General features: G+C 45.7%; 18 protein-coding genes and 1 other annotated feature. Of the genes, 8 read left to right on the forward strand and 10 right to left on the reverse strand.

Going from position 1 to position 21,969, the window contains the following annotated elements; all coding sequences use genetic code 11:
• Nucleotides 1–1,200, forward strand: a complete 1,200-nt coding sequence (ftsW, locus tag FGT79_RS05330) for a putative lipid II flippase FtsW (RefSeq protein ID WP_138751705.1) — start codon at nt 1–3, stop codon at nt 1,198–1,200.
• Between the two features lie 36 nt (nt 1,201–1,236).
• Here the strand turns inward: ftsW and FGT79_RS05335 are convergent, their stop codons facing one another.
• On the reverse strand, nt 1,237–1,620 hold the full coding sequence (locus FGT79_RS05335; RefSeq protein WP_138751706.1) for an Asp23/Gls24 family envelope stress response protein: 384 nt from the start codon (nt 1,618–1,620) through the stop codon (nt 1,237–1,239).
• A gap of 204 nt (nt 1,621–1,824) precedes the next feature.
• On the opposite strand from FGT79_RS05335, the gene cax reads away from it, so the two are divergent.
• A complete protein-coding gene (cax, locus tag FGT79_RS05340) occupies nt 1,825–2,883 on the forward strand; it encodes a calcium/proton exchanger (RefSeq protein ID WP_138751707.1) in 1,059 nt (352 codons plus the stop codon).
• 51 nt (nt 2,884–2,934) lie between these two features.
• Here the strand turns inward: cax and FGT79_RS05345 are convergent, their stop codons facing one another.
• Together FGT79_RS05345 and FGT79_RS05350 are read right to left on the reverse strand one after the other, a co-directional pair.
• Nucleotides 2,935–3,222 carry an Fpa/YlaN family protein gene (locus FGT79_RS05345; protein ID WP_138751708.1) on the reverse strand — a complete coding sequence of 96 codons (288 nt, stop codon included), beginning with the start codon at nt 3,220–3,222 and terminating at the stop codon, nt 2,935–2,937.
• 138 nt (nt 3,223–3,360) lie between these two features.
• Nucleotides 3,361–3,603 (reverse strand): HPr family phosphocarrier protein, encoded by a 243-nt coding sequence (locus FGT79_RS05350; protein WP_138751709.1) that lies wholly within the window; start codon nt 3,601–3,603, stop codon nt 3,361–3,363.
• A 543-nt stretch (nt 3,604–4,146) separates the two neighbouring features.
• Here FGT79_RS05350 and FGT79_RS05355 point away from each other — a divergent pair.
• Nucleotides 4,147–5,262: an aminopeptidase gene (locus FGT79_RS05355; protein WP_138751710.1), complete on the forward strand. Its 1,116-nt coding sequence runs from the start codon at nt 4,147–4,149 to the stop codon at nt 5,260–5,262.
• 11 nt (nt 5,263–5,273) lie between these two features.
• Here FGT79_RS05355 and FGT79_RS05360 read toward each other — a convergent pair whose 3' ends face one another.
• Complete coding sequence (locus tag FGT79_RS05360) at nt 5,274–5,999, reverse strand: hypothetical protein (RefSeq protein WP_138751711.1); 726 nt, start codon at nt 5,997–5,999, stop codon at nt 5,274–5,276.
• Nucleotides 6,000–6,130: 131 nt separating this feature from the next.
• Nucleotides 6,131–8,080: a sensor domain-containing diguanylate cyclase gene (locus tag FGT79_RS05365; RefSeq protein WP_138751712.1), complete on the reverse strand. Its 1,950-nt coding sequence runs from the start codon at nt 8,078–8,080 to the stop codon at nt 6,131–6,133.
• Between the two features lie 362 nt (nt 8,081–8,442).
• On the opposite strand from FGT79_RS05365, the gene rpsD reads away from it, so the two are divergent.
• Complete coding sequence (gene rpsD, locus FGT79_RS05370; RefSeq protein ID WP_138751713.1) at nt 8,443–9,045, forward strand: 30S ribosomal protein S4; 603 nt, start codon at nt 8,443–8,445, stop codon at nt 9,043–9,045.
• A gap of 48 nt (nt 9,046–9,093) precedes the next feature.
• Here rpsD and FGT79_RS05375 read toward each other — a convergent pair whose 3' ends face one another.
• From FGT79_RS05375 to tyrS, 3 genes are all read right to left on the reverse strand, one after another.
• Nucleotides 9,094–10,626, reverse strand: coding sequence for a flotillin lipid rafts scaffold protein FloT (locus FGT79_RS05375; protein ID WP_138751714.1), 1,533 nt, complete (start codon nt 10,624–10,626; stop codon nt 9,094–9,096).
• 24 nt (nt 10,627–10,650) lie between these two features.
• Nucleotides 10,651–11,181: an NfeD family membrane protein gene (locus tag FGT79_RS05380; RefSeq protein ID WP_171056085.1), complete on the reverse strand. Its 531-nt coding sequence runs from the start codon at nt 11,179–11,181 to the stop codon at nt 10,651–10,653.
• A gap of 131 nt (nt 11,182–11,312) precedes the next feature.
• The gene (gene tyrS, locus FGT79_RS05385; RefSeq protein WP_171056194.1) at nt 11,313–12,566 is read right to left on the reverse strand and encodes a tyrosine--tRNA ligase; all 1,254 of its coding nucleotides are present in this window, start codon (nt 12,564–12,566) and stop codon (nt 11,313–11,315) included.
• 57 nt (nt 12,567–12,623) lie between these two features.
• Nucleotides 12,624–12,922: a binding site (T-box leader), on the reverse strand.
• 220 nt (nt 12,923–13,142) lie between these two features.
• On the opposite strand from tyrS, the gene FGT79_RS05390 reads away from it, so the two are divergent.
• Complete coding sequence (locus FGT79_RS05390; protein WP_138751716.1) at nt 13,143–16,253, forward strand: transglycosylase domain-containing protein; 3,111 nt, start codon at nt 13,143–13,145, stop codon at nt 16,251–16,253.
• 56 nt (nt 16,254–16,309) lie between these two features.
• Here FGT79_RS05390 and FGT79_RS05395 read toward each other — a convergent pair whose 3' ends face one another.
• Nucleotides 16,310–17,269 (reverse strand): aldo/keto reductase, encoded by a 960-nt coding sequence (locus tag FGT79_RS05395; RefSeq protein ID WP_138751717.1) that lies wholly within the window; start codon nt 17,267–17,269, stop codon nt 16,310–16,312.
• Between the two features lie 222 nt (nt 17,270–17,491).
• Between FGT79_RS05395 and FGT79_RS05400 the strand changes: the two genes are divergently transcribed.
• The gene (locus FGT79_RS05400; protein ID WP_138751718.1) at nt 17,492–17,875 is read left to right on the forward strand and encodes a VOC family protein; all 384 of its coding nucleotides are present in this window, start codon (nt 17,492–17,494) and stop codon (nt 17,873–17,875) included.
• Nucleotides 17,876–17,962: 87 nt separating this feature from the next.
• On the opposite strand, the gene acsA is transcribed toward FGT79_RS05400, so the two are convergent.
• Nucleotides 17,963–19,687: an acetate--CoA ligase gene (gene acsA, locus FGT79_RS05405; RefSeq protein ID WP_138751719.1), complete on the reverse strand. Its 1,725-nt coding sequence runs from the start codon at nt 19,685–19,687 to the stop codon at nt 17,963–17,965.
• 241 nt (nt 19,688–19,928) lie between these two features.
• On the opposite strand from acsA, the gene FGT79_RS05410 reads away from it, so the two are divergent.
• Both FGT79_RS05410 and FGT79_RS05415 read left to right on the forward strand, forming a co-directional pair.
• Nucleotides 19,929–20,564, forward strand: coding sequence for a GNAT family N-acetyltransferase (locus FGT79_RS05410; RefSeq protein WP_138751720.1), 636 nt, complete (start codon nt 19,929–19,931; stop codon nt 20,562–20,564).
• A 200-nt stretch (nt 20,565–20,764) separates the two neighbouring features.
• Nucleotides 20,765–21,943 (forward strand): acetoin utilization protein AcuC, encoded by a 1,179-nt coding sequence (locus tag FGT79_RS05415; protein ID WP_138751721.1) that lies wholly within the window; start codon nt 20,765–20,767, stop codon nt 21,941–21,943.
• The last annotated feature ends 26 nt before the right edge of the window (nt 21,944–21,969 follow it).

The raw sequence follows: 21,969 nt of genomic DNA on the forward strand, positions 1-21,969 counted from the left end.
ATGAAAGCCACGCAGAACGGCAGCCGTGGAAGACCGGACTTTCTGCTTCTCATTCTGACTCTTCTGCTCGTTGGCTTTGGGCTTGTGATGGTATTCAGCGCAAGCTCCGGCGTAGCAAAGGTTTCTTTCGATGATTCACTGTATTTCATTAAAAAACAGGCTGTATTTGCTATTGCGGGTACATTCATAATGCTATTTATGATGAACCTGCGATATCAGGTCTATAAGAAATCTTTTATGCTTTTGTTTATTCCGGTCATCATTATGCTGATGATCGTCCCTTTCAACGAGGCCGTTAACGGCGCGAGTAGCTGGTTCAATATCGGCAAATTCGGAATTCAACCGACAGAGCCCGCCAAGCTCGCGCTCATTCTGTATGTTGGCGCACTGATCTCCAAGAAAGACGAGAAGTTCCGTGATTTCAAAAAAGGACTGCTGCCAGTCATCGTCATCGTTGGTTTCATATGCATGCTCGTTATGCTGCAGCCAGACTTAGGCTCATGTCTAGTTATCGCTGCCTGTGCAAGCATCATGATTCTCGCTGGCGGTGCCAATTTAAAGCATATTTTTCTTTCAGGCACCGTGCTTGCTTTGCTAGGTACCGTTGTCGTCAGTATTTGGATGGCTATCAACCCGAATGGCTGGAAGTACCGAATTGAACGCTTCACGGCGTATAGCGACCCGCTAGCTGATCCGTTAGGCTCAGGCTGGCAACTGGTAGCGTCTCTTCAAGCGCTTGGACATGGCGGGCTCACTGGGGCTGGCTTCGGAGAAAGCGTGCAGAAGCTGCATTACTTGAAATATCCTTATAACGACTTCATCTTTTCGATTATCGGCGAGGAACTAGGCTTTATTGGAAGTACGCTTTTCCTGCTCTTTTACTTGCTGTTTTTGTGGCGCGGCCTTATTGTCGCCCTGCGCTGTCCCGATCAATACGGAACGATCGTCGGCGTCGGCGTCGTTGGTCTGTTCGCCATCCAAGCATTTGTCAATATTGGCGGCGTCACCAAGGCCATTCCGATGACTGGCGTTACTCTCCCCTTCATTAGCTACGGCGGCTCATCACTGCTTGTCTGTCTAATGTGTATGGGCGTGCTGCTAAGCATATCCAGGGAATCGAACAGAGCAGAGAACAAAACGACAAGTACCGACAATAACCGTCGAACAACAACCGTAACGAAAAGGACCTCTTCCATGTGAGAGGTCCTTTCAGTTATTTCTATTCATAATTCGCTTTTATTTCAGACGCTGCTGCTGTACTTCGTCAATTTCTTCCTCTTTGAAGGCTACGCCTTCCACCTTCACATTCACTTCTACCACATGCAAGCCTGTCATGTTCTCAACTGATTCACGTACATTCAGTTGAAGCTGACGGCAAACCTCTTGAATGGGAATGCCATAATGGACAATAATACGAAGATCGATGGCCGCTTCCGTCGTTCCCACTTCAACAGATACGCCTTTTTGCACGTTCTTGCCGCTTAACCTTTTAGCGAGCCCTTCAGATATACCGCCTGACATGGCTGCTATGCCTGGTGTTTCAAGTGCTGCGAGTCCAGCTATCGTTGCTACTACATCATCAGAGATTCGGATAAGACCTGTTTGAAGTTCTTCGGTCATGTGACTCACTCCTCAATTTGCCATATAAGTTTATTATAGCAGACGGACATAATCACGGCAAAGCGGAGTCATAAAAAGCTTTTGTTAAACGTAGCTCAAGCCAAATTCAGTGCACAAAATGAGTGATCTGGTAAAGTTTACAAGTATGATCATTTCAGCTATAGTATGATCATGTTTCCACCCTACTATGAAGAGGTGTTAGGCTTGAATCAGAAATTGTTTTTTTCAGGATTGATTGTCATGTTCCTGCTAAGCGGAATCGGGCACTTCGCCCATTTCAACAACACGGCACAGTTCATCATTTCTGCAATTGCCATTATATTTGTGGCAGGCTTCCTTGGGAAAGCGACAGAGAGCGTCGCGCATTATGCGGGGCAGAGATTAGGCGGTTTCTTAAATGCGACCTTCGGCAACGCTGCTGAGCTAATCATTGCGATATTTCTCATAAAAGCGCAGCAATTCGACATGGTGAAAGCAAGCTTGACAGGTGCCATTATCGGAAACCTTCTGCTTGTGCTTGGACTCAGTATTTTGCTGGGGGGGCTCAAATACAAGGAGCAACACTTCAATGGCCGGCTTGCGGATCATAATTCTACACTTATGATTATGGCGGTCATCGGTCTTTTTGTCCCAGCCGTATTTGTCGTTTCCGAGAAATTCACTTTCGAGAAGGATCAATTCCTGAGCCTTGCGGTTGCAGGCATTTTAATTGTTTCCTACATTCTGTGGCTCCTGTTCTCTATGGTTACCCACAAGGATATGCTCACTGATGTGGTTATGAATGCGGATCACGGCGAAGAGCCAGCTTGGTCGAAAGGGAAGTCGATCTTCTTCCTGCTCCTAGCAACCGTTATGGTCGCTTTCGTGAGCGAATGGCTTGTACATACACTTGATGCGTTCAGCGAGCAATTTGGGCTATCTGAGCTGTTTATAGGGGCATTTGTCATCGCTATTGTCGGAAACGCGGCAGAGCATAGCGCAGCGGTCATCTTAGCGATGAAAAATAAAATCGGAGCTGCAGTAGAAATTGCGATCGGAAGCAGCTTACAGATCGCATTATTTGTTGCTCCGGTGCTTATTCTGGTCAGCGCATTATTCGGCAATACGATGGATATCGTATTTACACCCATTGAGTTAACGGCTATCGGCGTGTCCGTCTTCATTGCCAAGTCCGTCTCTCGAGATGGACGCACGAACTGGTATGAAGGGGTTCTGCTCATTATGGTATACATTATTCTAGGCATCGCCTTCTACCTTGTATAGTCAATCATTTTAGAAAGATGTACGAAAAAAAGAGTAGCCTCCATTAGGATGCTACTCTCTTCTTTCCAAAGCTTCATATAGCATTGCTAAATTCCGCTCTAGCCTGCTTACTATCTCTTTGCCTGCCAGCTCTGCGATAAGCCCTGCACGAACAGCAAAGTCAACCTCTCGCGAGAACCCATACATCTGCGTATCTAGCACCTCTTCGTACAGCGGACATTGACGGGTGGTCAAATTTTCCATCTGAACTTCGATTAGCTTTTCTATTTTACTCGCATCTTCCTGAAGGAGACGAAGTGCTTTCTCATGCAATTGTACCGTAATTTCCGGTGAAGACATCGTTTTCCCCCCTATGCGCGTATCCGCCGTCTTCTATACCCTTTATATTAGACGAAAAAGAGGGATTATACAAGGTCAAAACAGAAAAGCGCCCCTTCATAATTGAAGGAGCGCTTATTCAATAACTTAATAATCCTACTAATCGGTAATAACATTAACGTTTAGGTTGTGCTTGGCAAATACATCAGCCATTGCCGTCTTAGCTTCTTCAGCATCAGGGCCGTGTACGTGCAATTCATACGCATGTCCGCCTACTAATGTTGTGAATAATCCGAGGATGCTCTTTACATCGATATATTTGCTCTCGGCTTGCAGAACGATGGATGAAGTGAATTGGCTAGCCGTTTGGGAAATTTCTACGATAGCTGCGTTGTTGGACATGGGAGATCCCTCCAGTTAAATTAGTAAAGCTTACCTTTGTCACCATGATAACCTGAAAAGGACTATCCAGCAAGAGGGAAAATGAAAAACGCTTTATTTCCCATTTATTACATAGGAATCCGTTGTCAAAACCACTGTTTATTTCAAGTATTCAGCCTATAAACCTTCAAGCTAAGGTGAAACGGCTGACGGTGTCCTTTTAATAGACGCCCTCGTTTCGTCGAAACGTATTGAGAAAATATGAGTAAAATCATATACTTTCCTATACGTTTAAAAATAACATATACACATCCCTTCCAAAATAAGGGCATTATCCAGGTAACTCCCCCGCCTCCGTATTTCGGTTGCTATATGATTACAACATGCCCTTGATGTATATAGTAAATGTGTTCCGACTAAATGTTCATTAGCACTTTTGTGTCGTTAATATTTACAAAGTGAATATCATTTATTCTGAGTGTTCGGTCGTACACGTTAGGAATTCCGATTGAAATTCATTATAATAAAGTCACATGACAAAATGTTCAACGGAGGGATTTATTTATGTTTGATGCACGCCTCAGTAAATTGGCTGATGTGCTCGTGAATTATTCTACGAAGGTTCAGCCAGGGGAAAATGTGTTGATTGAGGCGTTCAACCTCGATAATGTCTTAGTCAAAGAATTGGTTAAACAGGTTCACGAAGCCGGAGGCAATCCGTTTGTGAACGTGCGGGATCAACAAATCACAAGAGAATTGCTGTTAAATGCCACTGAAGAGCAAATGCAAACGTGGGCAGATTTTGATGCGTATCAGATGTCCAAAATGAATGCCTATATTGGCGTTCGCGGTGCGAATAACATTTACGAAATGTCCGATGTACCTGATGACAAGATGAAACTTTACAGCACGGCTTATAGCCATAAAGTACATTCTTCAATCCGTGTGAAAAATACAAAGTGGGTTGTTTTGCGTTACCCCAACCCATCGATGGCGCAGCTCGCTTCAATGAGCACTGATGCGTTTGAGAAGTTCTATTTCGATGTATGTACAATGGATTACTCAAAAATGGGTAAGGAAATGGAAGCTCTCGTCGAGTTAATGAACAAAACCGACAAAATCCGCTTGGTAGCACCGGGAACTGATCTCAGTTTCTCCATAAAAGATATTCCGGCGATTAAATGCTCGGGTTTGAGAAATATACCTGATGGAGAAGTATATACCGCACCCGTTCGCGATAGCGTAAACGGCGTCATTGCATATAATTCACCAAGTCCCTATAACGGGTTTGTATTCGAGAATGTGAAACTCCGCTTCGAAAACGGTAAAATTGTTGAAGCAACAGCAAATGATACGAATCGCATAAATAAAATTCTCGATACCGATGAAGGGGCTCGTTATATCGGAGAATTCGCTATTGGCGTTAACCCTTATATCCTGCATCCCATGAAGGACATTCTCTTTGACGAGAAAATTTCCGGTAGCATTCACTTTACACCGGGACAATGCTATGACACTGCATACAACGGCAACTCATCGGGTATTCACTGGGATCTTGTATTGATACAAAGACCTGAATATGGTGGCGGTGAAATTTACTTTGACGATCGGTTAATTCGCAAAGACGGACTGTTTGTCATTGATGAGCTCAAGGGCTTAAATCCGGATAACTTGAAGTAACCGACTCCATTTTATTTTCGATTTAATTTATGTTGAACGGCGTCGCTCGAGTTACCGTCAAAGGATTGAAAGCGGACAGTCGTTTTACGCGTCTCGGAGAACGGCTTATCCGCTTTCCGATAACGGAAAACGGTTTCCTCTTTCATTTCCAGAGGCAGTAGACGGTCTCGGTCAATGACTAGCTCATATTCCGTTTCCGCCTCCAGCGTCGTCAGAATCGCTTCTAGTTGCTTGCGCGAGCTGTTCAATTCCTTTGTCCACTCGTGAAAGTATGGGCTCTCCGCTGCCGGCATATTAGCTCCAAGCTGATCCAGCTGTTGAAGAAGACGCTGCTTCCACCTCTCGTTGGATAAGCTAGCTGCCTCCTTCAACATGAGCTTTATTGTGTCAGCGTCCTTATTATCCTCCACAATATACACCTCCTCACTCGATTCATTAAGCGCTTCAAGCACTTGCACCGGATTCCAATGCAGCGGATCCGTACTGCTCGTCTGCAATGTTAATTGTTGATGGTCGACAACCCGTCCTTCGAATATCTCCGGTTCAAATGACAACCCGCCTTCCGTCTTCATACTCATCGAGCCGGTAAAAGCGTACTGATCCGTAGCTGCAAGCCCCGAGTAAGATAAAGACAACCACTCCTGAGGCGTCCTCTGCTTGCCTGTGCTGCCGCATCCACCCAAGAAAACTAAACCTAATAGGAATAGTGCTCCCACTCTCCAAACCTGATGCTTCATCTTGCACCTCCCGTTCATCCTATTCCATAATATACTCCCTTGTCTCCTTGCTCCTTATTCCCGGTTTGTCAAAAAGAAAGAGGATGCCGGCTGGCATCCTCTTCGCTATTGTATATGTGATTGATTCGTAACTAGCTTTGTCCTACGAAAATACAATTTCGACCATTGTGCTTAGCATCATAAAGAGCCATGTCCGCACGATAGAATAACGATTCTACGCTAATCTTCTCGTCCTCGAAGGTCCACTCTGACACGCCGCAGGAAACGGTGACAACAGGATCAGTTTCAAGCTCGACATGCTGCCTTATTCTTTCTGCAATTCGGTAAGCCTGCTCTGCCCTTATGCCTGGCAAATAAACCGCAAGCTCTTCGCCGCCCCATCTAGCTGCAATATCGCCTTGCCTAATTGAGCCTCTAATAATATCGCTAACCTGTATGAGAATACGATCGCCCACTTGATGACCATAAGTATCATTAACACGCTTGAACAAATCAATGTCAACGAGAATAAGCGAACCAAATGGATCCTTGCGCTGTTTATTCTGAATTTGTTCATTAAGATAATGCCTCGCATGAAGCCCCGTCAAATTATCGGTTATAACCATTCTCCGAACCTCGGCATGCAGCGATGCGTTTGTCACGGCGAGTCCAATGTGCGTACTCATTACTTGAAGCAATTTATAGTTGTCATAAGAAAAGAAATTAGGAGCCTTATGCGTCACAAGTATAACGCCAACAACTTCACCATCCACCATAATCGGTGCAGCGATAAGTGATCTAGAGCCTGTATTGTCCATCAGCTTGGAGGTTACGACTCTTGTATGCCAATAATCTGATATGATCAATGGCTCCCTCGTACGATAAACCATACCGCAAAAACCATAATCGGGCGAAAACTGCTCGCTGGTAAGTGCCGGGAAATTGCTCGACATGACGATAAACTGGTTCTTTTCTTTGTTGAGCTGCAGTACGCAGCAATAATCCGCGTCGAATATGGTCAGCAGCTCGCTAGTTGCAAACTGAAATATTTCTTTCAGCCTTAATGACTGATTCAAGCGCTTCGTAAGCTCGTTAATCAGGCGAAGCTCATTTATTAATAAATTGGATTGCTCGTATAGCTTAGCATTCTCAAAGGCAGATCCTGATGTGTCAGCCAACAGTAGAAAGGCAGGCAGGTCGCCCTCATCCCATAGCCCTGGGCCGATGCTCATACAAAGCACACCATACGCTGCTTGTTTGCCAGTCATAGGCACAGCTAGCCTCAACGTCCCGTCACGATCATGCTCGGTCACTGATTTTCCATTCAGAAATGCTTTGGCAACGAGATCATGTTCAGCATTCTTGAATACAAGCGGCTTAACCCGTGGGTCTCCATTCAAATGATCCTGCGACAAATATAACTGCACCTCGGAGTTCGGGAACAGCTGCTCTAGGCTGTAGAGCAGTTCCGATAACACGGATGCAACGTCTATTTGATCGTAAAGCCGCTTTGCCGCTCGGAATAACGCATCTTTTCTTTTGGCATCCTGATCTGAACGCCGCTGTTGAAGAAGTAAATCCTTAACATAAATATGCTCGAACTTATGATAAAAGCAGCTGCGGAAGTGCAGCGAGCACTGGAGTAACTGCTCCAGATTCGGTTTTGCATCAATTGGAGCTAAATAAGCAAGAACGCAAAAAACAGCGCCATCCTTCCTCCTTGACACGGGCACTGCTGCTGCAAAACAATCTTCTGATTCATTAATTTTCATGCTTCCGCTGCTTAATGCGCTGCGTATAATTGAATCGAGAGCCTCTTCATCTGACGCGGACAATACCGTAGTCTGCTTGCCTGCACCTGCACCTGCAACAAACGCAGCTTCCTTATTGAAGAGAAGAAACTCGCCAGCACCAAATAAGGCTAACCCGGCGCCCTCATTTATCCATTGCGTAAAGCTTTCCTGAAACAAGGGAGACAGCAGAGGCTCGTCCGCATCGCTTATATCTTCATGTATAAACCAGACCGGTTGTGATTCTGCAGATGTATCTACAAGTGTTGAAGTATTACGATATGCAAACTTGCTATTCATTTGATCAACCATGCAGCCCCAACCCTTCCATCAGTCAATCAAGGTGATGAGCTTCCTATGTTCGCGTGATAATATCACCATCATACTTCATTTTTAAGAAATTTGCACTACTAACTCTTTTAAATATAGGACTTTTGATGCTCTTTTCGCAACATTAATATTCATGCATGAACCTTGACAACGGCTATATATTTCATATATTATTTATTGATGAATAGATGGGCGTACGGTTTTGTGTCACCCTCATGAAATACGTTCGCTGTAGGCCAGCGGCTGACTAGCCTCACAGGGACGAGCATGCTCGGACGTTGAACGTATTCGGCGAAACACAACCCCATTCACAAATTTATTTGATGAAGGAGTTAATATTACGTATGTCACGTTATACAGGACCTAAATTTAAACTAAGCCGTCGCCTTGGAATCTCTTTGAGCGGCACAGGTAAAGAACTTGCAAAACGCGCATTTCCACCAGGTCAACACGGCCCTAACCAACGCAAAAAAATGAGCGGTTATGGCGTTCAATTGCAAGAGAAACAAAAGCTTCGTCACATGTACGGTTTGAACGAAAAACAATTCCGCAACTTGTTTGACAAAGCGGCAAAAATGAAAGGTAAAGCCGGTGAAAACTTCATGGGCCTCCTTGAAAGCCGTCTTGACAACCTCGTTTACCGTCTTGGCCTTTCCAACTCCCGTGCAGGAGCACGTCAGTTGGTATCACACGGTCACGTAACTGTAAACGGCAAGAAAGTGGATATCGCTTCTTACAGCGTTTCACTAGGCGATGTAATCGGATTGCGCGAGCGCAGCCGTGGCCTTAGAACGATCAAAGAAGCTATGGAAGGTCGTCATCACCTTCCTAACTACTTGGAGTTCAACGATCAAGCATTGGAAGGTAAATTCGTTCGTCTTCCAGACCGCGGTGAGCTTTCCCAAGATATCGACGAGAAACAAATCGTCGAATTCTACAGCCGTTAATAAACAGAGAAACCTTGAACCATTTGGTTCAAGGTTTTTTTATTTCTATTATACTTGATCAGGCAGCTTAACTGGCAACGGAGCTGTCGTAATGTCTGCTGCAAGGCCATGAGCAGCGCTCGATTGTACGGCAACGGCTTTCGAAGTCAACCCTTTAATCAATGCATTCACATCGATGCCGGATACGCTCTTCAGCATTTCTGGCGCAGTCGACATTAATGAAGTTACATAATTGCTAAGCCTAGCTGCACCTTCACCATTGCCAGTGTCAACGACAGTCAGTTTATCAATGTTGCTGATTGGCTCAGCGACTTTTCCAGCAAGCTCAGGCAGCATTTTTACAATAATATCAAGTACAGCAGCTTCGCCGAATTTCTCGAACGCCTCAGCAAGCTTCTCTTTCGCTTCCGCCTCCGCTAAACCACGCAGACGTATAACATCGGCTTCTGCCGTTCCTTTCGCTCTCTCCGCTTCTGCAACTGCTAGACCATCCAGACGCTTCTGAGCAGCATGGGCCTTCGCCTCGGCTTCGATCCGATATTGAACCGCATCGGCTTCACGCAGCAGTTTTGCCTTATTGGCCTCCGCTGCTTGCTCCACTGCATACCGGTCAGCATCTGCTTTTTTCTTAACCTCAGCATCATACTGCTTCTCCCGGCGTAAAATTTCTTTGCCTTCCAAGTCAATTTCCCGCTCTTTCCGAACGAGCTCTACCTTCATCTGCTCCTCGACAACGCTTTGCTTGGCGCGAGCTTCTTGAATCGAATATGCCTGATCTGCTTCCGCTTTTGCCGTATCCTGATCACGTTTGAATGAGGCAACCTTCATCTCTTTTTCTTTCTCCGCTTCTGCAATGTTCGTATCACGAACGAGCTCAGCCTTCTGCCCAGCCTCGGCAGCGAGTGCTTTCTGAATTCTTGCATCTCTAACCGCCTCGGCTTCAGCAATTTCAGCATCACGCTTTACAGCCGCAATCCTAGGTTTTCCTAACGCATCTAAGTAACCGTGCTTATCACGCAAATCCTTAATTGTGAAGGATACAATTTGCAATCCCATTTTCTTCAAATCCTTGGCTGCTACACCCTGTACCTCTTGGGCGAATTTATCACGGTTGCGATAAACTTCTTCGACGGTCATCGATCCTAATATCGCGCGCAAATGTCCTTCTAGAACCTCTTGAGCCTCTCCTTTGAGCGCCTCCGTCGGTTTTCCAAGAAACTGTTCCGCTGCTGTTGCAACATCTTCGACTGCTCCACCGATTTTTATAATCGCCACACCGTCAGCCATAACGGGTACGCCTTGCTCCGTATATACTTCTGGTGTCGACACGTCAAGCTTATGTGATAATAAAGATAAGAACTCAGCCTTCTGGAAGATTGGCAGGATAAACGCGCCGCCACCTCTTATTATTTTTACTTTACGCCCTGATTCATCTGTACTGGCATTGCGCGTTCCTAGGAATGAGCCTGTAACGAGCATCGCCTCATCTGGACTGACTGTCTTGTAGCGAGCCCAGAACGCAAGGCCAAGAACAACGAGCACTCCAACTACAATTGAAGGTATTATGAAAATATCCGGCATAGAATCTTCCTTTCTGCTGCCCAGTTAGGGTAAATGAATTTCTGAAACGTAGAGTGTACTGTCTTTCACTTCCACAACGACAATTCTGGAACCTCCCGCAATGTCTACGCCATCGAAACTGGCAGCGGTTTGGTTCGTAAAACCTGCCCCGACCTTAACGATTACTTCACCGTAGCCTTTGGCCGGAATCGGAACGAGTACCTCGCCAAGCATACCCGACATGCCATTCCGGGAAAAAGCGATGGAGTTCTCACTTTGCTCCATTGGCTTAATGTAAAGGAAAAACACTGCCAATCCCGCAACAATCGCAATAAGCAACGCTACCATTACAATTGCAAATGGCCCAAATCCCGTATAACGCTGAAGCATAAGCCCCGCACCGCCGAATACTGTAATACTACCTACCAGTGCAGTTGGCGACAGCCATGAATGACCGTCCAGCGATAAGAAATCGAGCGCGCCGTCCAGTGCCTGACCGATCCAGTCTCCGAAAACAACGCTTACAAGCGCATAAAGGACTCCTCCGATTAGACAGGACATAAATAGCGTCTCCAACTTTATCCCCCTTCCTTATTATCCATAACCTGTTAATGCTTCCGTTATTTATTACGCACGAAAGCGTAAAATGTTTCTAAAAAAATAAAGCTTGTCGAATGATATGCATTCAACAAGCTTTATTAATACTGTTATACTAATTTTATTTTTACAAATTTGCGTTTCCCTACTTGCAGCACGTCCCCATCTTTAGGGGCAACTTCGGCATGAACATCTGATATTTTCTCTTCATTAATACGTACCGCACCTTGCTGCACGCTTCTCCTAGCCTCGCTGTTCGTAGGCTGCAGCCCTAGCACGCTCAACAGCTTTATTATGCCAATTAGACCACCTGACAACTCGTCCATTGCCAGCTCTGCCTGTTCAATCTCATTGGGTAAAGCACGCTGCTGAAACACAGTTATGAAATGGTTTTCCGCAGCTTGCGCAGCCTCTTCACCATGATACATACGAACAAATGCCGCAGCAAGCTTCATCTTCGCATCACGTGGATGCAAAGTTCCGTCTTCTAAGCTGTTTTTCAACACGGCAAGCTCTTCACTGCTCGTGTTAGTAGCAAGCTCATAGTACTTATACATCAATTTATCTGGAATTGACATCGACTTCCCGTATATTTGATTAGGCTCCTCATCGATACCAATGTAATTGCCCAAGCTTTTGCTCATTTTGTTCACGCCATCCAAACCTTCGATAAGCGGTGTTGTAATGACCACCTGCGCCGATTGGTTGTATTCCTTCTGCAACGTTCTGCCCATTAGCAAATTAAACGTCTGATCCGTGCCGCCAAGCTCGATATCCGATTTAAGCGCAACAGAATCATAGCCCTGCATAAGCGGGTAGAAAAACTCATGAATACTGATCGGCAGACCTGTCGAAAAACGTTTCGTGAAATCATCACGCTCCATCATGCGCGCAACCGTTACTTTGGCAGCCAGATTTAAAACCTCAGCAAAGTTCAGCGGGGAGAGCCATTCTGAATTGTAGTACAGCTTTGTTTTCTGAGGATCTAAGATTTTGTAAATTTGCTTCTGGTATGTTTCCGCATTACGCTTCACATCCTCCTCGCTCAGCTGTTTCCGTGTCTCCGACTTGCCTGTAGGATCACCAATTCTTCCTGTGAAATCTCCAATTAAGAGCTGAACCTCATGCCCAAACTCTTGAAACTGCCGCAGCTTGTGAAGCACAACGGTATGTCCGACATGAATATCTGGTGCAGACGGATCGAGACCCAGCTTTACTTTCAGTGGCGTTCCAGTAGCGACTGCATTCACTATTTTGTTTCTAAGCTCATCCTCCGGAACGATCTCAACAACACCGCGCCTAATGACAGCAAGCTGCTTCTCAACCTCTGCTTGCTGCACTTCCGATAAATTTTCCCACTTCACCATACAACTTTTCCTCCTCCGTATGCGTCTATATAGACATAAAAAATCCTTCCAGCCCCAAGGGACGAGAAGGATTAGCTCGCGGTACCACCCTCGTTAGAGCATTTCTACTAAACTACAGGTAGAAACTACTCTCACTTCGTTGTTGATAACGGAGACGGTCTCCGAAGTGAACTACTGCGGCTGCAAATGACGCTCATCTATCTAAGAGGATATATGCGCAGTCAAACATCATAGCCGGTTCCTTCACTTAGCTCCAGGCGGTAATTCAACAAGCGGCGCATACCGGTTTACACCACCCACCGGCTCTCTGCTAATACGGTTCGCTGTCTACTCATGCCCTTCAAAGCATTGACTTAGATCAAACATTATTAGAATTTATACCATAGCAAATTCAAGAAGTCAATGTTGTCAAGGTGAAACGGCTTCGCCCTCCTTTGGCGGCGTGGCGCGTTTCATTCCGAGATATTTAGAGAATGTATAACCTAAAAATATACTTTCCTTAATTTTAAAAAATGCGTTACTTTGGCGATTTATGTTATAATAGGTGTGCTATTTGGAGGAGGAGTCAAGATCATGCAAGAGGAACGTGGGCAAGCGCCAGTCAAACGAAGCGGATGGCGCACATTCGGAATCGTAACGTTTATAACAGTCAAATGGATCGTATATTTCGGAATTTTCATCGGATTACTCGCTGGAGGCGCAGTGACCGGCTATGTGGCGGCACTCGTGAAAAATGAAGAAGTACGGCCTCGAACCGTTATCGAAGAAAAAGTAAGCGAAAATGCCATTACCGGATTTGTTTACTTCAACGATGAATCACTTGTCGGACAGTTAAGAACCTCCGAGGACCGGATGATCATTACATATGATGATTTGCCGCCGCAGGTCATCAATGCCGTACTTGGTATTGAAGACAATAATTTCGAGAAACACAAAGGCGTGGACATTAACGGGCTTGGGCGTGCAGTTAAGCAGAAGCTGTTTAACGAGGACACGCAAACAGGCGGAAGTACGCTTACTCAGCAGCTAGCCCGCCGTGTATTTCTAAGCCTAGACAAAACGGATAGCCGTAAGATCAAAGAGATCTTTTTGGCACTGCGCATGGAGCGCTACTTAACGAAGGAAGAAATACTAGCTGCTTACTTGAACAAGGTTCCGTTTGGAAACGGTTCAAGCGGATACAATCTATTCGGCATTAAGGCAGCGGCCAAAGGCATATTCGGCATTACAGATTTGAAGCAGCTCAATATTGCACAGTCCGCATACCTGGCAGGTCTCCCTCAAAGACCTTCTGCCTACACTGCTTTTACAGGGAAAGGGCAATTCAATCAGGCGGGCTTCGAACTCGCATTGGGACGTCAAAAAACGGTACTCATGCGTATGTTCGAGACAGGGCGAATCACGCAGCAGGAATATGATGAAGCACTAAAATTCGACATTAGTAAGACGCTTGCTGAGCCGTCAGAGAAGGCTTATACAACCTATCCTTATCTCATGCTCGAAGCTGAGCGGCAAGCCGCTGAAACGATGCTCATGCAGCAGGACCCTACATTGACGAAAGCAGATTTGCGCAAAAAAGAGAATGCACCGCTTATCGAGGAAGCACGCGATCACCTCCTGCGGGGCGGTTACCACGTCTACACGACGATTGATAAAGACATTTATCAACTTATGCGTGAGATTGGCACTAATGACGAAAACTTTACGCCATACAGTGAGGAGAAAGGACTTGAACAAATCGCCGCTATCATGCTTGATCATAAGACAGGCGCCATATTAGGCATGCTTGAAGGCCGTGACTTCTATGAGGAGCAGCTCAACTATGCCACTCAAATGACGAGGCAGCCTGGATCGACGATGAAGACGCTGGCGGCATATCTGCCGGCCATCGAAATGGGTATCATACAGCCAGCCAGCATCATTGATGATGCACCATTGGTCCTTAAAGATGGTCAGAAAGGCTTCCATATTCCAATGAACGTTAACCGCAAATTCGCAGGTCTTGTAACTGCGCGTGATGCACTGAACCGTTCATTAAACTTGCCTGCACTAAAAATATTTAACGAAGAAGTAAAAATCGAAAATGCTTGGGCTTTTGTGAAGAAGCTTGGCATTACAACATTGCAGCCAGAAGATTCCTACGCTCAAACAGGTGTAATCGGAGGTCTCAGCATCGGTGTATCGGTAGAGGAGCTAACGAATGCTTACGGCTCCATACCTAACAAAGGTGTTTTTAATGACTCTTATATGATCTCACGTATTACAGATGCCAACGGCAAAATCGTATACGAGCATAAAGAGGAACCAAAACGGGTGTTCTCAGAGCAAAGCGCGTTTTTGATGACCGATATGCTTTCAACCGTCATCTCAAGCAGAAGTGGTTCTGCTAACAAGTTGACATCGCAATTTAAGCATTATGGCGAAATTCCAATTGCAGGTAAAACAGGCTCAACACAAAGCTACGGTGATGTTTGGTTCATGGGCTTCTCTCCAGACGTTACTTTAGGCGTGTGGGCCGGGTATGAGGAGCAAATCAACTCCTTATCCGAGAATGGAAAAACAAGGGCTCGGTCCATATGGGCATTAATTATGGATGAAATGGCAGAGAAAAAACCAGAGGTATTCGTAACCGACAAATTCGAGCGTCCATCCGGTATTGTCAAAGCAACCGTATCAAGCGCCAGCGGCTTGCTGCCAAGCCAATTAACGAAGGAAGCCGGTATGCTCGTAACCGACTGGTTCAACAAAAAAGATATTCCAAAGAAGACCGACGATGCATTAGTGAAAATGGCGTATATCACGTATGAAGGCGTTAATTATGTACCTAATCCAGCTACGCCAAGTGAGTTTGTGAAAGAAAAAATCGTAATAAAACGGAAGAAACCGCTTGATGCGCTTATGGATGAAATCAAAGCAGCGCAAGCCAAATTACCCGCTAAGAGTCGTAGACCCATGGAAGTCTACTTACCAGCGGATGCAGAGAACAATGCGCCTTCGAAGCCGGATCCGCGTGTAGACGATGGTGCGGCGCCTCCGCCGCCTGCAAGCGTTAAGCTGCAAGCATCCGATGGAGCACTGATTCTTACATTCAGCGACAGCAGTGCAAAGGATGTTGTAGGCTATCGTGTGTATAAATCCGTTAACCAAGGAGCTTACCAGCAAGAAGGCAGCTCAATCATTGCAGGATCTGAGAAGCGTATGAAGCTATACGCATCAAGTTCACAAAGCTACACTTATTATGTCGCAGCGGTTGATGTTGCAGGCAAGGAATCTGCACCTAGCCCGCTAGTGCAATATGGTACAGCACCTACCATCCCAACAACGCCGCCAACTGACGGTAATACCGGTGGTAATACTGGAGGCAATACTGACAATACTGGCGGGAATGGCAGCACTGACACAGGTACAGATACCACTGCAGTCCCTTCAGCTCCGACTGGACTTCAAGCCGTGAAATCCGAACTAAGTGTAAGCTTAACTTGGGCAGCCAATAGTGTTTCAGACCAAGTGACACAGTATCATGTTTACTTTAGTCCGGGTAGTGATGGTAAGTATACAAGAATCGGCTCTACAGCAGAGACTAGCTTCGAGTATGTAGCACCGCTCATTACAGGTTCGTTCTTCATTACTTCAGAGAATGCCAAAGGCGAATCTAGCCCGTCCAGCTACCATAATGTGAAATAAAAAAACAGCAGCCCAATGTGGCTGCTGTTTTATTTATACATGATATATTGTATCTTCTAAATCATATAAGAGGAGTCCGTTTCGAATATTCTGCTGATCTGCTCATAGTCTTCTCGTGATAAGCTCCACTTAGTTGCAGCTGCATTTTGTTTGACTTGTTGGACCGTTTTCGCTCCGACAATTGCACTCGTTACTTCCTTCCGGTAAAGCAACCAGTTAATCGCAACTTCATTTAGTGGCTTGCCAATTGTTCGTGCTATGCCGGTAAACGTCTCAATAATGACGATATTTTTAATAAATTGCTTTTCTGAAAATAAGGGATTGAGCTGCATACGCACATCCGTTTTCGGCAATCTCGTCAAATAATTAAATTTGCCCGTCAACAGCCCTTGTGCCAATGGAGCATAAGGTATAAAGCCAATATTTTGTTGCTTGGCATAAGGCAGCGCCGCGTGCTCGACATCTCGTTGGAACAAATTATAAGGCTGCTGCAGCGATACAATGGGACTGACCGTTTGTGCAGATACGAGCTGCTGTATATTGAAATTCGATACGCCAATATATCTTACTTTGCCATCGGCAACAAGCTGATTAAGCGCTTCGAACGTTTCTTCGACCGGTGTTTTCCCGCTCGGATCAGGCCAATTTACTTGATAAAGATCGATATAATCGGTGTTTAACCGTTTAAGGCTTTCTTCTGCCTCCTTAATAATACCTGCTTTCGTCACATCAATGCTCCAATGCCCCTGATCATTCCAGACGAGCCCTGCCTTTGTTCCTATAATGACATGCTGACGCACCGGTTTAATGACTCTGCCTAACAATTTTTCCGAATGTCCTCGACCATACACAGGGGCTGTATCAAAAAAGGTTATACCCAAATCATAAGCTTTGTGGATTGCAGCTTCCGTCTCATCATCATCAACATCTCCCCATCCCGTTTTACCAGCAGCCCAGCTGCCGAAGCCGATGACGGACGGATATAGCTCGCTTATGCCTAATTTTCTTGTTTGCATCAAGGGCCTCCTTTAAACTATTATTCCTACCCGATTACTCGGAACTAACATAAGTATAAATGTGCACGGATTAAAGTCAACCCATTTTTTACAAACCGCTTTCTATTGGCATCCCTATCTTCTATAAGTGCTGCTTGACAGCATCTGCTATGCTTAATATGATAATTTCTGAATATCGAATAAGCTGCTATTCTGTATATTTTCTAAGGAGGCTCACCTATATTGACTAAGAAACGGCTCGATCATATTGGTTTGATGGTCAAAGATATTGAAGCAGCTATAACCTTCTACACCGAAATCATTGGGTTTGAGCTCAAAGCGCGCGTTCCGCATTCGAATGGAGTAATCGAGCTTGCGTTTCTAGGCTTTGGCCATTCTGACGAGACAGAGCTGGAGTTGATTAAAGGCTACAACGACCATCTGCCATCTGAAGGGAAGGTTCATCATTTCGCTGTGTCCGTAGAAGATATTCACGCAGAATTTCAGCGATTGAAACAGCTTGATGTGACATTTATCGACAACGAAATAACAACACTGCCGAATAACTATCAGTACTTTTTCATTAGCGGACCTGAAGGAGAATGGGTTGAGCTGTTCCAGCGTTAAACGATAGCAAACAGAAAGAGGATGACTCCAATGTGTGGGAGTCATCCTCTTCCGTGTCTAATCGCAAACGAAAAGCAGAAACAGTCGTTAATCTTCAATGGTAGATAAATCGCCTGTTGGAAGGTTTAGCTCCCATGCCTTCAACACGCGACGCATAATTTTGCCGCTCCTTGTTTTGGGCAGCTTATCCTTAAATTCGATTTCCCTAGGTGCTGCATGGGCAGATAAACCAATCTTCACGAACTGAGAAATTTCCTGTTTCAATTCATCTGACGCCTCAAAACCTTCACGAAGAGCGATAAACGCCTTAATGATTTCTCCACGCATAGGGTCTGGCTTGCCAATCACGCCTGCCTCCGCAACGGCTGGATGCTCTACAAGCTTACTCTCGACCTCGAAAGGCCCTACACGCTCTCCTGCAGTATTGATAACATCGTCTATTCGGCCTTGAAACCAGAAGTAACCATCTTCATCCTGATAAGCCGAATCTCCTGAAATATACCAGCCTTTCAGGTAGAAATATTCTTCGTACTTAGAAGGATTGTTCCACACCTTACGCATCATCGACGGCCAAGGGGTTTGAATGGCTAAATTACCCATGCGATAAGGCGGCACTTCGTTGCCGCTGTCATCAATAATCGCAGCCTTGACGCCTGGCAGCGGTTTGCCCATTGAGCCTGGTTTAATATCCATGCTTGGATAATTACAAATCAGCTGACCACCCGTTTCTGTCATCCACCATGTATCATGAATCCTTTGGCCATACACTTTAAGTCCCCAACGAACAACCTCGGGATTTAAAGGTTCGCCTACACTAAGAACATGTCTCAGACTGCTTAGATCAAAGCTCTGGGAAACATCATCTCCAGCACCCATCAGCATGCGGAACGCTGTAGGAGCGCTGTACCACACCGTGACACCGTACTTCTGAATAACGCCATACCAGTCACTTGGACTAAATCGGCCGCCTCGAATAACACTAGTAGCCCCATTAAGCCACGGCGCGAATATTCCATACGAAGTACCTGTTACCCAGCCTGGATCTGCTGTGCACCAATAAATGTCGTTCTCTTTCAAATCAAGAACCACTCGCCCCGTATATAGATGTTGAATCATTGCATTCTGAACATGATAGACGCCCTTGGGTTTGCCAGTTGATCCTGACGTATAATGCAGAATCAGCCCATCCTCACGATCAAGCCACTCAATCTCAGCCTCATCGGATGCAGCCGACATCTCTTCCGCGAAATCGATAATGCCCGGTTCTACTGGTACATCCTTGCCAAACACGATAATATGTTTGAGGTTCGGAAGCTCATCTCTCTTGATTCTCTTAAATAGCGCAGGCGTCGTTATAATCGCAACGGCTTCGCTGTCTTGTAAACGATCCTTTACTGCGGTCTCCATAAAAGCTTCAAATAGTGGTCCTACCACAGCCCCTACCTTCCATGCTCCTAATGCGCTGAAATAGAGTTCAGGCGTCCTAGGCATGAAAATAAACACGCGCTCACCCTTGGAAATGCCAAGCTTCCTCAGCACATTAGCGAATCGATTGGACTGCTTGCTAATCTGTTCAAACGTATATGATTCATCACGATCACTGTCACTATAGAGTAGAGCCGTCTTATCACCCTTGCCAAGCTCAACATGACGGTCGATCGCTTCATACGCCATATTGACTTTGCCTGTCGTATACCAGCTGAACTCTCTCTCTATATTGCTCCAATCAAAAGAATCAGCTGCTTCTTCATAATTCGGTAAATTAGGGTTTATTGCCGTCGCTGGAATTCGTTCTTGATGTAAGTTGATCATGCTATCACTCTCCCATCAAATCTATGAATCATCTCTATAAGAATACGCTTACAAGAATGAGGCATGCCTGGATGCAAACAAGTAATCTCCTGCTTCCGCATCTTATGATTTGAACCGTCAAACTCATTATAGCATATCTTTTTTCTATTCGACTACGCTTTTCATTTGCTTGAATCTTTGTTATAAAGAGAAGTAGAGAACAATGTACAGGCACGCTTTTCACAGCAAAGGAGGATTTGCCTTGGAACATCGAAAGCGTTTGCAGCGTGAAGTAATCGCTTTGGACGCAGGCCGTGAACTAATACTAGAAGGACCTGTCCCAGCCAGCCGGCTTGCCTCTATGACCATGCATGAAGCATTAGATGCATTCCGTCGTCCTAAGGAGCAGCATAGTGCGCTGGTAGAAATAGCGGAGCTGGCTGAAGGAAGAATTATTCTAGCACGTGAAAATAATTTAATCGTCGGCTATGTAACGTTTCACTTTGCCGATGAGCTTGAGCGCTGGTCTGAAGGCGGCATGACAGACCTTATCGAACTTGGAGCCATTGAAGTTGCGGATGATTATCGCGGCTGCGGATTAGGAAAAAAGATGATTCATCTGGCTTTCGCTGAAGAACAATTAGAGAATATGATCGTTTTCACGACAGAATATTATTGGCATTGGGACTTGGAAGGGACCAAGCTTAACGTATGGGAATACCGAAAAATGATGGAGAAATTAATGCAAGCCGTTGGAATGGTTTGGTTCGCAACGGACGATCCCGAAATTTGCTCACATCCCGCCAACTGCTTAATGGTTCGAATCGGCAAAGAAGTGCCGCTCAGCTCTGTGGAGCATTTTGACCGCGTGCGGTTTCGTCAGCGCTTTATGTATTAGCCCAATGCTTACGAAGTAGGTTTGCTGCGCAAACCTTAGCTCATGCTTACGATGTGGTTTGCTGCGCAAACCTTAGCTCATGCTTACGAAGTGGTTTGCTGCGCAAACCTCAGCTCATGCTTACGAAGTAGGTTTGCTACGCAAACCTTAGCTCATGCTTACGAAGTAGGTTTGCTACGCAAACCTTTAGGAGGATTAAAATGGCTTCTGATGCTGTTTTCATACATCATACGGATTCTAGCGGATATAAATTTGATGAGGAGCATCCATTTGATCCGCTTCGACTAACGCTTACGATCGATCTGCTCAAAGATGTGAACGCCTTAACCGAGGAACAATTGACGGCACCTCCATCCTATTCTGAAGATGAGCTGTTGTCGCTTGTGCATAGAACCGATTACTTGGCTGCTGTCAAAAAGCTAAGTGAAGAAGCTCATTTGGATGAACGAAGCAGCCTCGCTCAGCAATTCGGGCTTCATACCGAGGACACGCCTGCCTTCCCTGGCATGCACAAGGCTGCAATGACCATTGTAAGCGGTTCTTTGGCAGCCGCAGAGGCCGTTATGTCCGGTCAGGTCAAGCATGCCTTCCATCTTGCCGGCGGCCTGCATCACGCTTTTCCAGACCGCGCTTCAGGCTTCTGCGTCTATAACGATGCCGCAGTCGCAATCAAGCATATCCGCCAAACCTATCATGCACGCGTGCTGTACATCGACACAGATGTTCATCATGGCGATGGTGTACAGTGGGTTTTTTACAATGATCCGGATGTATGCACTTATTCCATTCATGAGACAGGCAAGTTTCTATTTCCAGGGACAGGTTATGTACATGAGAAAGGTGCGGATCATGGATTCGGTGCTTGCTTTAATGTACCGCTTGAGCCTTATACAGAGGATGAATCATGGCTGGAGAGCTTCAATGTCACCCTGCGCAAAGTGATAGCCGCCTTCAAACCAGATGTCATCATTAGCCAGCATGGCTGTGATGCCCATGCGTATGATCCACTCTCACACATTCATTGCAGCATGCATATTTATGCCGAAATACCCTCCATTATTCAAGAACTTGCTCATACCTATACGAACGGCCGATGGATAGCGCTCGGCGGGGGCGGCTACGATATTTTTCGAGTCGTACCTAGAGCTTGGTCCCTTGTCTGGCTGACGATGATCTCCCATCCTATTGCGTCTCGCATTGCCGCTGGTGAGGACGTAGAACTTCCAGACAGCTGGCTTAATCGTTGGTCGCTGCTCAGTCCCTACAAGCTGCCAGCCAAATGGACGGATGACCAAGCTGACATTGAACCGATGCCTAGACGCCAAGAAATAACCGAAAAGAACAGACATGTCCAAAAGATTGTCATACAGGATCTCTAGTACATTAATTGATTTCCCCCCTGATA

The sequence above is a fragment of the Paenibacillus sinopodophylli genome, assembly GCF_005930355.1.
In the GTDB taxonomy this organism is placed as follows: Bacteria; Bacillota; Bacilli; order Paenibacillales; family Paenibacillaceae; genus Pristimantibacillus; species Pristimantibacillus sinopodophylli.

Coding starts and splice junctions, on each gene's coding strand:
- ftsW (WP_138751705.1), top strand. CDS start 1: ATGAAAGCCACGCAGAACGGCAGCCGTGGAAGACCGGACTTTCTGCTT.
- FGT79_RS05335 (WP_138751706.1), bottom strand. CDS start 1,620: ATGACCGAAGAACTTCAAACAGGTCTTATCCGAATCTCTGATGATGTA.
- FGT79_RS05345 (WP_138751708.1), bottom strand. CDS start 3,222: ATGTCTTCACCGGAAATTACGGTACAATTGCATGAGAAAGCACTTCGT.
- FGT79_RS05350 (WP_138751709.1), bottom strand. CDS start 3,603: ATGTCCAACAACGCAGCTATCGTAGAAATTTCCCAAACGGCTAGCCAA.
- FGT79_RS05355 (WP_138751710.1), top strand. CDS start 4,147: ATGTTTGATGCACGCCTCAGTAAATTGGCTGATGTGCTCGTGAATTAT.
- FGT79_RS05360 (WP_138751711.1), bottom strand. CDS start 5,999: ATGAAGCATCAGGTTTGGAGAGTGGGAGCACTATTCCTATTAGGTTTA.
- FGT79_RS05365 (WP_138751712.1), bottom strand. CDS start 8,080: ATGGTTGATCAAATGAATAGCAAGTTTGCATATCGTAATACTTCAACA.
- rpsD (WP_138751713.1), top strand. CDS start 8,443: ATGTCACGTTATACAGGACCTAAATTTAAACTAAGCCGTCGCCTTGGA.
- FGT79_RS05375 (WP_138751714.1), bottom strand. CDS start 10,626: ATGCCGGATATTTTCATAATACCTTCAATTGTAGTTGGAGTGCTCGTT.
- FGT79_RS05390 (WP_138751716.1), top strand. CDS start 13,143: ATGCAAGAGGAACGTGGGCAAGCGCCAGTCAAACGAAGCGGATGGCGC.
- FGT79_RS05395 (WP_138751717.1), bottom strand. CDS start 17,269: ATGCAAACAAGAAAATTAGGCATAAGCGAGCTATATCCGTCCGTCATC.
- acsA (WP_138751719.1), bottom strand. CDS start 19,687: ATGATCAACTTACATCAAGAACGAATTCCAGCGACGGCAATAAACCCT.
- FGT79_RS05415 (WP_138751721.1), top strand. CDS start 20,765: ATGGCTTCTGATGCTGTTTTCATACATCATACGGATTCTAGCGGATAT.